The organism is Bariatricus sp. SGI.154 (genome assembly GCF_050313795.1).
In the GTDB taxonomy this organism is placed as follows: domain Bacteria; phylum Bacillota; class Clostridia; order Lachnospirales; family Lachnospiraceae; genus CAMBRQ01.
In genome coordinates this window covers 1-14,466 of sequence record NZ_JBNPMC010000012.1, presented here as the reverse complement: position 1 = coordinate 14,466, position 14,466 = coordinate 1, and the positions used below count along the sequence as shown (strand labels likewise).

At 44.0% G+C, this 14,466-nt stretch carries 14 protein-coding genes and 1 tRNA gene; 4 read left to right on the top strand and 11 right to left on the bottom strand.

The genetic code is table 11. From position 1 onward, the window contains the following. Positions 1–20: 20 nt before the first annotated feature. The 7 genes from asrC to ACQRBN_RS07415 form a co-directional block, all read right to left on the bottom strand. A complete protein-coding gene (gene asrC / locus ACQRBN_RS07445; RefSeq protein ID WP_427738362.1) occupies positions 21–995 on the bottom strand; it encodes a sulfite reductase subunit C in 975 nt (324 codons plus the stop codon). A gap of 12 nt (positions 996–1,007) precedes the next feature. Then, positions 1,008–1,802, bottom strand: a complete 795-nt coding sequence (gene asrB / locus ACQRBN_RS07440) for an anaerobic sulfite reductase subunit AsrB (protein ID WP_427738418.1) — start codon at positions 1,800–1,802, stop codon at positions 1,008–1,010. Continuing rightward, complete coding sequence (gene asrA, locus ACQRBN_RS07435) at positions 1,799–2,827, bottom strand: anaerobic sulfite reductase subunit AsrA (protein ID WP_427738361.1); 1,029 nt, start codon at positions 2,825–2,827, stop codon at positions 1,799–1,801. The genes asrB and asrA overlap by 4 nt, the downstream gene beginning before the upstream one ends. A gap of 110 nt (positions 2,828–2,937) precedes the next feature. Further along, positions 2,938–3,630, bottom strand: a complete 693-nt coding sequence (locus tag ACQRBN_RS07430) for a Crp/Fnr family transcriptional regulator (RefSeq protein WP_427738360.1) — start codon at positions 3,628–3,630, stop codon at positions 2,938–2,940. A 403-nt stretch (positions 3,631–4,033) separates the two neighbouring features. After that, positions 4,034–4,106 (bottom strand) — tRNA-Lys (locus tag ACQRBN_RS07425). A 308-nt stretch (positions 4,107–4,414) separates the two neighbouring features. Then, entirely contained in the window at positions 4,415–5,098 is a 684-nt protein-coding gene (locus ACQRBN_RS07420) for a Uma2 family endonuclease (RefSeq protein ID WP_427738359.1), read from the bottom strand. Between the two features lie 85 nt (positions 5,099–5,183). Continuing rightward, complete coding sequence (locus tag ACQRBN_RS07415; RefSeq protein WP_427738358.1) at positions 5,184–6,923, bottom strand: hypothetical protein; 1,740 nt, start codon at positions 6,921–6,923, stop codon at positions 5,184–5,186. Between the two features lie 322 nt (positions 6,924–7,245). On the opposite strand from ACQRBN_RS07415, the gene ACQRBN_RS07410 reads away from it, so the two are divergent. The 4 genes from ACQRBN_RS07410 to proC all read left to right on the top strand — a co-directional run bounded on the left by ACQRBN_RS07410 (position 7,246) and on the right by proC (position 11,086). After that, positions 7,246–7,761 carry a DUF6512 family protein gene (locus tag ACQRBN_RS07410; RefSeq protein ID WP_427738357.1) on the top strand — a complete coding sequence of 172 codons (516 nt, stop codon included), beginning with the start codon at positions 7,246–7,248 and terminating at the stop codon, positions 7,759–7,761. 300 nt (positions 7,762–8,061) lie between these two features. After that, a complete protein-coding gene (locus ACQRBN_RS07405) occupies positions 8,062–8,763 on the top strand; it encodes an L-2-amino-thiazoline-4-carboxylic acid hydrolase (protein ID WP_427738356.1) in 702 nt (233 codons plus the stop codon). A gap of 18 nt (positions 8,764–8,781) precedes the next feature. Then, positions 8,782–10,104, top strand: a complete 1,323-nt coding sequence (locus tag ACQRBN_RS07400) for an amidohydrolase (RefSeq protein ID WP_427738355.1) — start codon at positions 8,782–8,784, stop codon at positions 10,102–10,104. Between the two features lie 184 nt (positions 10,105–10,288). After that, positions 10,289–11,086 carry a pyrroline-5-carboxylate reductase gene (gene proC / locus ACQRBN_RS07395; protein WP_427738354.1) on the top strand — a complete coding sequence of 266 codons (798 nt, stop codon included), beginning with the start codon at positions 10,289–10,291 and terminating at the stop codon, positions 11,084–11,086. A 68-nt stretch (positions 11,087–11,154) separates the two neighbouring features. On the opposite strand, the gene deoC is transcribed toward proC, so the two are convergent. The 4 genes from deoC to ACQRBN_RS07375 all read right to left on the bottom strand — a co-directional run. Continuing rightward, positions 11,155–11,823 carry a deoxyribose-phosphate aldolase gene (gene deoC / locus ACQRBN_RS07390; protein WP_427738353.1) on the bottom strand — a complete coding sequence of 223 codons (669 nt, stop codon included), beginning with the start codon at positions 11,821–11,823 and terminating at the stop codon, positions 11,155–11,157. Between the two features lie 44 nt (positions 11,824–11,867). Next, on the bottom strand, positions 11,868–13,064 hold the full coding sequence (locus ACQRBN_RS07385) for a phosphopentomutase (RefSeq protein WP_427738352.1): 1,197 nt from the start codon (positions 13,062–13,064) through the stop codon (positions 11,868–11,870). A 12-nt stretch (positions 13,065–13,076) separates the two neighbouring features. Then, complete coding sequence (locus ACQRBN_RS07380) at positions 13,077–13,880, bottom strand: Na+ dependent nucleoside transporter N-terminal domain-containing protein (protein WP_427738351.1); 804 nt, start codon at positions 13,878–13,880, stop codon at positions 13,077–13,079. Positions 13,881–13,898: 18 nt separating this feature from the next. Continuing rightward, a partial coding sequence (locus tag ACQRBN_RS07375) for a nucleoside phosphorylase (protein ID WP_427738350.1) occupies positions 13,899–14,466 on the bottom strand: 568 nt, incomplete at its 5' end.

Genomic DNA, 14,466 nt, shown 5'->3' with positions numbered 1-14,466 from the left:
TCCTATCCCTCTCCTGCCTGTTATCTGTCAAAATGAATGCCGTCCCAGTAGACGCACTCTTTCATGATCGTCTCCGGCATCAGTTCCACACCGTCCAATGCCCACTTCTTATATTCCTCGAACCCTACACGGTCAATAATGTATCCGATATGCTCTTTTCTTGCCGGAGCATCCGGGGAAATATATTGTTCCACGAATTTGTAGGTATTCAGGATGATCTTAATAATATTATCTGCATCCGCCCATACGAGGAAATCCTGTCCAAGACGTGGATTCTTCTTTCCGGTTCTTCCCATGATCGCAAGTTTATAATATTTCTTCTTGCTTCTGGTCAGCGCACGGGTTGGGCATTTCGTAATGCAGACGCCACAGCCGATACATTTCTCTTCATCTCTGACAATCTTATAATTCTCAACACGCAGGGCACTTACGGATAACTTCTTACAGCCCTTCACACACGCCTGGCAGTTTACGCAGCGGGTCGGATCATACTGCGGCATCGTCATACCGATAATTCCAAAGTCATGCATCCTGGCTTTGGCACAGTCATTGGAACATCCCGTACATGCAATCTTAAAATGCAGGTCATTCGGGAAGACTGCCTTCTCGATTCTCTTTGCCAGTTCAGCGGTATTGTAATTGGCAAACGGACAGACGTTATTGCCGATGCAGGCGCTGATATTTCTCGTACCGGAAGCCGGGTAACCTGTCTCCGGATCTGTCTGGTTAATCTCCAGTTTCTCGATGATCGGCTGGAGTTTCTTATTAATCTCATCCATGTCTTCGTAACGGATTCCTTCAATCTCGAATCCCTGGCGGGTGGTAAGATGTACATATCCATTTCCATAGGTCTGTGCGATCTCCTGAACCATTCCCAGCACTTCCGCATTCAGATACCCTCCCGGGACACGGATTCTGGATGCACCGATTCCTCTGACTTTGGATACACGGAATGCATTCTTCTTTAATTTCTTTGTATTAATATCTAATCCCACTTACGTCACCTCCTAATCAATCAGTTCTTTTCCATCAACATAGTTAAATACCGGTCCATCCAGGCAGATATAGGTAGAACCGATCTTACAATGACCACATTTTCCAAGACCGCAGCACATCTTCCGCTCATTGGACACCCAGATATTCTCTTCCGGCACTCCCAATTTCAAGATCTCCATTACAGTAAACTTAATCATGACCGGGGGTCCTACACAGATAAATGCTGTGTTCTTAATATCTTCGAATTTCAATTCCGGGATATACTTCGTAACCATGCCAACCGGACCTTCGTATCCTTCCGGCGCAGTATCTACCGTCTTAATCACCTGAATCTGCTCATTCCAGAACTCAAAATCATCTTTGAACAGGACATCTTTCGGTGATTTGAATCCAGCGATTAATGTTGTACTTACTGCCTCTTCCGTATGATGTGCGAAATAATCTACCACTCCGCGTACTGGAGAGAGACCTGTTCCACCCGCAACAACTACCAGTTCCTTGCCCCTGTAATTTGCGATCTCGAATCCATTGCCGTATGGTCCACGGATGAAGAAACTGTCTCCCACATAATTCTCGAAGATCTCATTGGTTACTTTTCCAACTCGGCGTATGGTGAAATCTACCGTTCCCTCGCCGATTCCGCTGACAGAGATCGGTGCCTCGCCATATTTTGGAATCGATACTTCAAAAAACTGTCCCGGCTTTACCTCTCCGTCGAATTCCATACGGAACGTATACTCAAGATCCGTATGCTTGATAACCTCTCGAATCGTTGATAACTGAGGAATATATTCATTTTTCATTATTCTTCTTCCTCCTTTGCTAAACGGTTGACACAATTGGAATAAGATATGTACTCCGGACAAACATCATCGCAGCGGCCGCAGCCTACGCACATCGGATAGCCGAAACGTTTCTCATAATCATAGATCTTATGCATCACTTTAAAACGCATCCGGTCTCCCTGGCTCTTTCGGAAGCCATGCCCGCCTGCCATGTCCGTATAGCCATCTACTTGGCAGGATGCCCACACTCTGCGGCGCTCGCCCACTTTCGGGTTATCTTTATAGAAGATATCCTGCATAGTGAAACAGGTACAGGTAGGACAGACGAAATTACAGCGTCCGCAGCCGATACAGCGGTCTCCGTATTCCTGCCAGATTGCTTTGGTGAAACTCTCATTTGACAGGTGTTTCGGCAGCGTAACCTTCTCTTTATTCTCTGTCACATAATCCGGTGTAACCTCTACAGCCTTGCCCATGGTTGCATTTTCTAACTCTTTTCCCTGACTGGATTGCAATGCCTTCTCAAGTTCCGGATTCTTAATATCTGCATACACGACCTCACCGTCCACTTTCAGATATGCGTCATAATGATCCGCCCGGTTCGTTCCCATGCTGACACAAAATCCTGATTCGCAGGTCTCCTTGCATCCCATGAGGATAAATTTCGCCCGCTCTCTTACTCTCGCATAATAGAAGTCCCCGAATCCATTCTTCAGATAGATCTCATCCAGACGTTTCACAGCGTGCAGATCACAGGAACGTAAGAAGATTAAAATATCTTTCTCTGGCCCCTTCGGTACCGTCGTCTGGTCTTCTGTAAAGTAAAACAGCGTCTCATTAATAGCCAGCAGAGTCTCTTTGAAAGAATAATCGGATTTCTTATTCCATACGATCTCGTCCAGAGAAGTAATCTTCCCATACCGGATAATGTCCGTATCAGAAAAACATCCTTCTCCTTCCATCAATTTCGGCCCGAATATTTCATAAGTCTTCACCCAGTCCTGAAACATCTGCCCGGCCTCTGTCTTCGATAGTTGATAGCCCATAATTTCTCCTTTCCCATCTTACATGCTCTTGTTGATAATATCTTAACAATAAGCACAAAAAAATTCTGTGATGTACATCACAGAACTTTTTAAACACTTATAGATTTTCATTATATTTTCCCAGTCTTATAGAAAATTGACATCTTCTGAGGATTCACAATCGTGATTCTCTTCTTCTGAATCCTCATAAGACCATATTCTGTCAACGTGTTACACAGTCTGGAAGTCGTCTCTCTTGGTGCCCCCAGCATATCAGCCAGGAACGTAATCGACATATTGATATCTATCTCAATCCCCTCCGGTGTCATAACGCCAAAATCCCTGGACAATTTCCACAGTTTCGCCGCCAGCTTCCGCTCCAGATAGATACTTCCCATCGTGTTCTTAAGCTGATGCCCCAGGCGCCAGATTCTCCGTTCCTGCGTCTCCATAACCGCTTTAACCAAACTGAAATCCTCTTCCATACACCGCAGAAACTCCGGAACGGGCACTACAAAAACGCGGCTTTTCTCTATGGTCTCACAATAGAGCGAAGCCGGATGTGTATTCAGTACATGCTCATTGAGCAATACTCCCGGACCGAATACGAAGATAATCTTTCGCTTGCCGGTGTGCGTCAGATTATAGATGATGGACTTGCCCGATATCTGGATATATACGTTGCCGATGTCCTCCTTCGCCCGTATGATGATCTGCCCTTTTCCGCATTCTTTGACATTTCCCTTCTGCCATAACTTCTCCAGCGTATCGGTGGATACGCCTTGAAAAAACTGCTGCTGATACAATTCATTCTTTCCCTGCATAGTTCACTCTCTTCCGAAAATATAATCGTTATTATCACTCTATAAATATCTGCCCAGCATCCATATCAAATACAATGGCACGCTATAGGTCATTGTATTCTCTACCAATGAATTTAATTTATCATATTATTCTTGTTGCTTCAATTCTGGTTTGCATTTTTCATATGAATTTTGTTATTTTATCACGTTTTTTCATATAAACTTTTGAATTATCTCTTCACATAAAGGGAATGCGCGAAGCGCATTCATGCGCCGAGCGCGGTCGCTTGCAACATACTACCTCTCACGCGAGCGTACATCCTCCCGGAGGGTTTTTATACCATAAGAAACTTCATTTTCTATGACACAAAAAAAACCACCGTCCCCGCAGCTCACAATGTCTGCAAAAACAGTGATTTTCAAGTGCGCGATCAGGGGTTCGAACCCTGGACACCCTGATTAAGAGTCAGGTGCTCTACCAACTGAGCTAATCGCGCATTTCTTAATTTTTTATTACGTATTTCCTTAACGCAAGTGCTATTATATAACAGTTTTTTGGGGAATGCAAGTGTTTTTTTATAATTTTTTATATTTTTTGTCATTGAAATTTTTCAAGGTAAATGCAACACCCTGTTGCACTTACTCTGAAAAGTCTATCTGTTGCAGTTACTTTGGAAATATACGATCAATCACTTCCAAACGCTATTCCAACTTCTGCTTCACCTTAGTTCGGGGACAAAGCCTTCTGATCTTGTCCCCGTATTTTCTTATCCCTTATTTTATTCCCCCTCATTTACTATTCCTTTTACTCATACAAAAACCTCACATATTCATAGATCTCCGCAAAATCCACCTTGCAATCTCCCCCATAGATTCTCACCGGCACCGTATCTTCGAAACTATACAATACTGGCCAATCATCATGCTCATAGTCATATACCAGTACTTTTCTTTTTTCCGGATCTACCTGCCAGTATTCCCTTACTCCGGCATTCGCATACTTTTCCGTCTTAAGATACGAATCCTTCTTTCTAGTAGATGGCAAGAGAATCTCTACAACCAGGTCAGGGGCTCCATATACGATCCCTTTTCGGAATTTACTCCTGTCACAAACGACCAAGACATCAGGCTGAAGCATCGTCTTATCATCACAATCCAACTGGACATCCAGCGGAGCATATGCCGGAATACAGGTTCCATTACTTCGGTCTATATAATCCGTCAGTGTTCTGAATATCTGACCGCTAATCAATTGATGGATATGGGTTGGTGCCGCTATATCGTAGATTACGCCATCTATCAGTTCCACTCTTCTCTCATCTGGCAAAGCATAATAATCTTCTAATGTATATTCCCCCTGCTTCCTCTCTGACTTATACGCAATCAGCGGCTCTCTTATCATCCCTTCCGTCTTTCCTGCTAATACATTCTCATATTCTAATTGCTTTTTTCCATCCTGCCTTTTTTCGTTTTGCATCTCTTCATTCATTTTATCACTTCCCCCATATAATCTGATTATTATTACAACGTACCATGCCCGCAGCCTCCTGACAATACAGGCTGTACCTGACAGACTATAACTGGTTCGCAATCTCCCTTAACGTCCTCCCCACGTTATTCCCATGTACATACAAAACCTTCTGCCCCTTCTTCTTCTCATTCATGATCTTGTAATACAATCCGTGCTTAAGAATATCCGTGTTAAAAATGATGTACTCTTTATTCCTCAGAATAGCCGCATCAAAATTCATATGATCCGAGGTCAGGAACTGGCTTTGCGGAAGGCACTTCCGCATCTTCTTCTGCCAGTTCCGATGACCGCCGATCACGATGCTTCTGCCTAATCCGTCAATCTCCGACTCCTGGTTCTCATCTTTGATTCCATCTTCCTCTCGTTCTTCTTCCTCGCCCATCTGGAAGATAAAATTACGAAGTGCGGTCAATTCCTCTTTTTCTTTCTTATACTGCTCTTCGTTCTCTTTCTGCAGATTCTCCAATTTTTCTATCCGTACTTTGGCCACTGCCAGTTCCGACTCCTTCTCCTGTTTCTGCCGCTCTAATGTTTCGACTTTTTCTTCCATATGGCTCATCTCGCACTCCAGGCGCATCACGGTCTTTTCTTCATACAATTTGCGATACCTGATCTCTTCCGGATTATCCGCCTCATACAATACCTCAATCTGCCGGATGTATTTGCACAATGTTGCAATCAGAAGTAACTGCCTGTATGCTTCCCACTCTTTCTCCTCGAAGACGGCACAGAGATTCTCTGCCTCCTTCCTCTCAAGACATATCCCTGACAACATCCGAAGTTCCAGACCAAACAAACGGAATAATTCTCGCATCCGCTCTTTTTCCTCGCATTCCTGAACTCTGTCTTCCTCATCTCCTGACATCTCCAGATATTCACTTGCAAAATAAGACTCCGGATGATTATGCTCCTTTAGAAATCTCCGATAGACTCTCCTGCCTTCCGACAGATCCTGCTCTTCTCTGCCACCATCATGAAGCCATCCATTCTCATAGCGCATGAACATACATACTACCTGGCAGAATTCGTAATCCTGTATAATCGGAATCTCCAGATCTTCTGCGATTACCAGCTGCAGCATCATCTGAGACAGGTCTAATTCCATAGAATTATCATACGACATATAATCCTTGAGACTCTCTCCCTGAAACGTATGCATCTTCTTAATCGTATTCTTCATCGGGCGATAACCGGCATAGATGATATCCATCAGCAGTTGATATCTGCTGCTATCTTCCTCCTCTTTTCTAAGCAGCATCATAAAACCTATCGCAATCCTTGCCGCCTTTCTCTCTTCCAGCAGGAACCATTCCAGAAACCTTGTCCCGTAATACGCAGACTCCCGGTATGCATCACAGTATTGCACGGCATGATCCCTTGTCACCTCCATAAGCATCGTACGGCTGCGTTCATTTCTCACGATTCCATAGACAATAAACGGAATACTGTCAATCTGTATCTCTTTTTGATGCATATACAGAATCGGTTCCATCAGCATCCTGTCTGCGTCCGAGAACTGTTCCAACTTTCTGGCTGATAATCTCTTCCCTACCAGCGCATCATACATCTGCTCCTTATTCATATCATCCCATTCCATCTGCATCTCGACCATCCCATATCTGGAATCGGTGATCTGAAACAGATTCTCCCTTTTGTCAGCCGTCATCATCGCACTGACTACCAGATTCTTTATCTTCGCTTCTCTCATACACCGATCCATGAAAGCAGCCTTTGTATTTACATGACAATACAGTCCCTTATATGCAATTTTATTTCCCTTCATATATATCCTCCTATTACAGATTAACGTTTGCATCACTACTGGAAATCAGTTGCTGACAATCAAAGACATCCCTCCCTGCCATGATAAACTCTTTTGAAACATTGGAACCATTCGGCGATCTGCCGCAGATACCTTAATCAAATGAAAAAATAGAATGTATTTCATTTAGTGAACCTAATTCTAGCATATCCGGATCTTCACTTCAAGAAATATTGATGTTAAGGCACGGAAAATCGTTCGACAGAATTCTACATTTCTTCTCGGCTGTCTCACTCATATTTTCTTTCTCAGTTACATATATTAGTGGAAGGGGTGTATTTTCATGAATATAATAAATAGAATGATTAATAAGAAGGACAAGCCTTATATCATCATCGCTATTGCCCTTGGATTCCTGAACCATTTCCTATATGATTGGTCTGATCATGCGGCATTCACAGCTCTTTTCTGCCCTGTGAATGAATCTGTGTGGGAGCATTTGAAACTTCTGTTCTTTCCCTTGCTCTTTGTAACGGTACTTGAATACCTGCGTTCCAAAGGCGCGATCATCCGTTTCTTCTATTATCGCTTTCTGTCAGCAATGGGGGCGATGGGGTCTACCATCATGCTCTTCTATACTTATACGGGTATGATAGGACGGAATTATCTTGTCTTTGATATTTCCATCTTTTTTTCCAGCATTCTAATTGCCTTTGCAATCTATCGTTATTGTTGTAAACGGCAATGGAATGAACCTTCTCAGAGTACAACGTTCTCCATGTGGATCGTAGTCGCCCTGCTGTTTTTCGCCTTTACCTGTTTTCCTCCCGATATACCATTGTTCTTTCCAACGCCATAATATTGCCTGTATTTTACGGGTTCTGTTCTCTAAAATGTAACAGTTCAGCCCGCGCCATTCGCAAAACGCATCTGCGATGCTTCTCCGCTGCTACGCAGCTCTTTTTGCTCATAAAATGGCGCTCTGCTCATAAGCCGGATTGTGTGTTCATTCATGCAAGCATGATTCGCCCACAATCCGGCTTATGGCTGAACTGTTACTCTAAAATTAATATATTTCCAAGTCTTCAATGCATTTTCCTTACTATTGTAGTATAATTGGGATGACACTTTATTACGTTACAAGAAAGGAGCATATGTTATGGCAAACGAATCTGTTCGTTGTAAGATAGAACATCACGCAATCCTGTTCGCATTTCTTGCCAAAAGAGCTATCGAACTATGTGGTGACAAAGGCAAAGAGGCTATCCTCCAGGGCATGACTACCTATGGCAATGAGCGCGGTGCCCGTATGGCTGCCAATGCATTGGCACACGGGGATGAACTCACCACCATGACCAACCAGGCTTATGGAGAGTGGAAGCCGGACTATGATGGTCAGATGGAATTCGGGCAGTTAAGAACACAGCCTACCCTCCAGACATATATTTCCAAATGTGCCTGGTGCGATGCCTGGAAGAAACATGATTTGACAGAATACGGGAAACTTTATTGTGTCAATGTTGATAATGCAGTTTACCAGGGATTCCGTTCAGACTTTGTCTGTACCCCAGTTACCGCCTCTATGAGTTGGGGCGGTAAGCGGTGTGAATTCGACTGGGGACATCCCCTGACACCGGAGGAGTCCGAAGAACTTACCAAAAAGAAAAAAGAACTTGGGACTTCCTGTATGAAGGACTTTAATTTCCACACTGCCCATATCAAACATACCATCAGCAAGACACTGATTGAGACTCTGGGTGCGGAGGGGCAGAAGGCTGTAGACCTGGCACTCCAAGACTTTGCAGATACATTTGGACAGGAATATCTGGATGTCTTAGAAGGGGTCTATCCTGCTGTTTAAATAAGGAGGCATAGATATATGACTGACAACTTGAAGGCGAGAACCACCGATATCTCTACCGCTGAACATACTAAGAATATTATTGCCAACTGGATCAGTTCCCATGAACACGAGTTAATCGAAACAGCCGATTATATCTTCCACCATCCGGAACTGGCTTATCAGGAGACACTATCTTCTAAGTATCTGGCAGAATACCTGGCAAAGCATGGGTTCCAGCTTACCTATAAGACTGCAGGAATTGATACTGCATTTACCGCTGTCTGGACGAACGGAGCCGAACAGCAAAATCCTATTTTGGGATTTTTGGCTGAATACGACGCTTTGGCAGAACTCGGACATGCCTGCGGACACAATCTTCTTGGAACTGCGGTTGCCGCTGCTGCCTGCGCTTTGAAAGCAGATATGGAAGCGAACCGCACTCCCGGAACAATCCGTGTCTACGGCTGCCCGGCAGAAGAGATCATGTCCGGTAAGATTGTGATGAATGACCACGGTGTGTTCGATGATCTGGATGTGGCTGTGACCTGGCATCCATTCGACCGGAACCGAATCAGCAACGATATCTGGCAATCGCAGGATATCAAGAACTATACCTTCCACGGTGTCAGCGCCCACGCTTCGAAGTCCCCCGAAAACGGAAGAAGCGCGCTGGATGCCGCAGAACTTATGAATATTGGCGTGAACTATCTGCGGGAACATGTGCCGCTGGATGTGCGGATGCACTATGCCTATATCGATAATGGGCTGCCCGCAAACGTCGTTCCCGACTTTGCCAAGACCAACTACTTCATCCGTTCCAGCAAACGTGCGCGGACCGAGGATGCCAGCAAGCGTGTAGATGACTGCGCCAAAGGCGCTGCCATGATGACCGGAACCACCGTGGACATTGAACTGCTCGGCAGCTGCAAAGAGATGAAAGTCAACCGGATACTGACAGAGATCTACTACGAAGCAATGACTAAGATTCCTACCCCTGAGTACACCCAGGAAGAATTAAACTTTGCAGCCAAGATTACCGAGGAAGCCAGGCTTGTAAACAGCGGAACTTATTTCTCCGGGCTGGAGCCTTTGGAAGATGCCCCTGTTCCTATCTCTATAGGCACCGACGCTTCCGAAGTCAGCCACACCGTTCCCCTGATTACCATCAGTGCCGCAACCATGTGTAAAGGCACTCCTCTCCATCACTGGGCTGCCGCAAAACAAGCAGGCATGAGCATCGGACAGAAAGGTATGCTGTATGCGGCACGTTGCATGGCAGAGGGAACGAAATTATTGATTGAGAAACCAGGAAGTTTACAGAAGGCGTGGGACTTCCATTTGGGGACGGGGGAAATCTAGATTTCCCCCGTCCCAGAATGAATTTGCTGCGTCCCTTTTTGAAATCCCCCTGTCCCTTTTTGAATTTCCCCTGTCCCTTTCCAATCAGGTACACCACATATGTCAAATGGGTACACCACATATGTCAATTTGGGACGTAGTAAAAGTGCATTTTACTACGTCCCCAACCAAAGGAGGTTACATTATGATAACAAAGAAAATAGGAATTATCGGCTGTGGCAACATGGGCGGCGCAATCCTCTACGGAGCACTGGAGAGCGGAATCCTCCCCAAAGAAAACGTCTACGTATACGACATCAATCCGACTATGATGGAAAAAGCACAGAGTTGGGGTGTAAACCTCGCCAAAGATGACGAAGATGTCTGCGCAAACAGCGACATCATCCTTCTGGCAGTAAAGCCACAGAACGCAGCAGAAGCATTATCCATGTGTAAGAAATCGTTAGATGGCAAAGCCATGATGTCCATTGTTGCAGGTGTCACGGTAGAACGTCTTCGCAACATGATTGACGGCACTCCAAGAATCCTTCGCTTATTACCGAACACACCAGCCATGGTATTCGAAGGCGCATTCGCAGTATGCTCCGACAATGATTTTACAGACGAAGAACTTACCATCGCCAAATCAATTTATAAGACCATCGGTGTCATCGAGATGGTGCCTGAACACCTGATTGACGCTGCCTGCGCCCTGAACGGCGGTGGTCCGGCATACGTTGCGATGTTTATTGAAGCAATGGCTGACGGCGGTGTAAAACAAGGACTTCCAAGAGCAACTGCTTACCGCCTCGCAGCACAGACCTGTCTCGGCACTGCCAAGATGATTCTCGAAAAGGGCATCCATCCGGGCGAACTGAAAGATATGGTAACCTCCCCGGGCGGAACTACCATTGAAGGCTGTGAAGCACTGGAAAAAGGCGGCATGAGAGGCGCCGTTATCGATTGCATTAATAAAGCAACGGAGAAATCCAAGAAACTTTAAAATTTACTAACCACTAAATCGAATCGGGGACGGGGGAAATTGAAAAAACCCCCGTCCCCAAAGTGGGCTTAATACCCTGCCCCGCTGTCCGTATTTTTCATAATCTTAACCAGCCTACTCGTTCCAAGTCTGTCTGCGCCAAGCCTCATGAATTCTTCAGCATCATCAAAAGAAGAAATTCCACCTGCCGCTTTCACTTTCACGTCTTTTCCAATATGATTTCTCATGAGTTCTACATCTGCAAAAGTTGCTCCCGAAGTGGAGAATCCCGTGGAAGTCTTAATATATTCAGCTCCGGCGTTTGTAACAATCTCACACATTTTAATTTTTTCTTCTTCTGTAAGCAGGCATGTCTCGATAATCACTTTTAATATCTTTCCACCACACGCTTCATGAATCTGACGTATTTCGTCTTCGATCTCCTGATATCTCTTGTCTTTGAGATATCCGATATTGATTACCATATCGATTTCATCCGCACCATTTGCAATAGCATCTTTTGTTTCGAATACCTTTACTGCAGTTGTATGATATCCATTTGGGAAACCTATAACCGTACAGATTGGCAACTTGCCTTCTACATATTCTGCCGCCTGTTTTACATAAGCGGCCGGAATACATGCAGATGCAGTTTCATAATTCATCGCATCATCAAGAATCTGCCGAATCTCATCCCATGTAGCTGTCTGGGTAAGCAATGTATGATCTACAATCTTTAAAACATCTTTTTTCTCCATAACTGTCCTTTCTGTAATAAGTTTTCTCCTATTACCCACATGTTTTATACTAATTTTTCAAGAACCGAACTTCCAATGGTTCCTTCCGGCATGTCTACCCCGAAATTTTCCGCAATCGTTGCTCCTATTACCGCAAAAGTCTGTGTATCTTCAAGCCTGCCACACTCTTTGAAAGATGGTGAATATGCAAGAAATGGAACTTTCTCTCTCGTATGGTCTGTTCCGGTATGTGTCGGGTCATTTCCATGATCAGCCGTAATGATTAACAGATCATCTTCTTTCAGAAGATTCAAGAATTCGCCAAGCTTCACATCGAATTTTTCCAGTTCTTGTGCATATCCCTGCACATCACGGCGATGTCCCCATAAAGCATCAAAATCCACCAGGTTGACATAACAAAGTCCTTCAAAATCTTTCTTTGCGATCTCAATCGTCTGCTCCATTCCATGTACGGAGCTCTTAGATTTATTAGATTCCGTAATTCCCTCACCATCGAAAATGTCGAAAATCTTTCCTACAGAAATCACGTCAAACCCTGCATCTTTTAATACATTAAGCACCGTTCTTCCATATGGTTTAAGCGCATAATCATGACGGTTGCTCGTTCTTTTAAATTCACCTTTTTTCTTTCCAACATAAGGCCTTGCAATCACACGTCCAACCTTCCACTCATCTTTCATGGTGATTTCTCTGGCAATTTCACAACAGCGATATAACTCTTCCAGTCCGAATGTTTCTTCATTTCCACAGATCTGCAATACGGAATCTGCTGATGTGTAGACAATCATATGACCAGTAGCAATTTCTTCTTCCGCCAGTTCTTCCAGAATCTCCGTACCACTGGCACTCTTGTTTCCAATAATTGTGCGTCCGGTTCTAGCAGACAACTCATCCAGCAACTCTTGTGGAAATCCTGTCTCCGTGAATGTCTGGAATGGTTTTGTAATGTGTAATCCCATCATTTCCCAATGACCGGTCATCGTATCTTTTCCGGTACTTGCTTCATTCAGTTTCATAAAATATCCCAACGGTTTTTCCACTGGTTCTATCTGATGTAATGAATGCAGATTCGCCATACCCAATCTCTGAAGATTTGGTATTTTCAGTTCTTCAACGTTTTGAGAAATATGACCTAATGTATCCGTTCCGGAATCTCCATAGGCGGACGCATCATCCAATGCGCCCACACCTAAAGAATCAATTACAATTGTAAAAATTCTATTGTATCTCTTTTCACTCATTTTTTATACCCTTTAGAATAATGTAATAATACCAACCAGGGATGCCGCAATTGAGATGACCATCTGCATACCTGTGGAAGCACCTTCTGCAATAGCATCAATTACATTGGCATTATTTCCTTTGTTATCCATCTTAACATCCGTGATGGACTGTACTGCTTCCGTCTGTGGCAGCAACATTTTCGCGATCAATATACTGCCGACCGGAACCATTGCACTTGCAATCAGCAGATAATCCATAGGAATTCCAAGCGCATGGTATCCACCTAAAATAGACACGGACATACTTCCCATTCCTGAAACCAAGATTACTAAGATCTCACTATCTGTCAAAGACTTAATGTATTTGCTTACCAGAATCGGACTGTCTGTTTGACCCAGGAACATATTTGCAACTGCTACAAAACTTTCTACCTCTGTCGTTCCCATCAGTTTTCCTACTGCTTTCCCAATCCATTTTACAACGAATCCCAAAACTCCAATATAATATAACAGGCTTACCAATGCAGAAACAAAGATGATATTACCTAATGTCTGAACAATGAAAATGCTTCCCGCCGATGCACTGTCTGCAAGGCTTCCAAAGACAAAAGACAATCCCCCTTGTCCACAATTAATAACTGCCATAATCCCATCAGATATAACAGACACAATTATTTTTCCGATCGGAATCTTAACTAATAAGATTGCAATAATAAATTGTGCAACAATGGCTTTTAATACTGCTTTCCATTTAATATTTTTTCGGTCCCATGACAATAAGAAAATAATCCCTAAGACTACTACAATGCCCAGTAAATTCAATAAAAACTTCATCTTATGCGCCTCCCGGAATTATCTTTCCTTATCTGCTTTGATCAGTTTTCGAATCGCTTCAACAGCTACCTTGATTGCAGCTTCTGTATCATGTACCATCGGGTTATCCATTTCCAAAGCATTTCTTTCCTGATTTCCCACAACCAAGAAGTTGGAACCACAACGAACTCTTAAATGGCTTGCTGCAATAAATAATGCTGCTGATTCCATTTCTGATGCCTTGCATCCCATACGTTTCCATGCTTCCCATTTGTTCAACAATTCATAACTTACCGGCATTCTCTGTGGTTCATGCTGACCATAAAATGCATCCTTACACTGTACGACACCTGCATGGTATGTCAATCCCAGATCTTTACTTGCCTGTACAAGTGCATTTGTAACATCCAGATCAGCTACTGCTGGATATTCAATTGGTGCATATTCCCGGCTTGTCCCCTCCATTCGGATAGCACCTGTTGCAACTACGATGTCTCCGCCTTTTACATCCAATTCGATTCCGCCGCATGTTCCTACACGGATAAATGTATCAGCCCCGCAAAGTACCAATTCTTCCAAAGCAATTGATGCTGAAGGTCCGCCGATA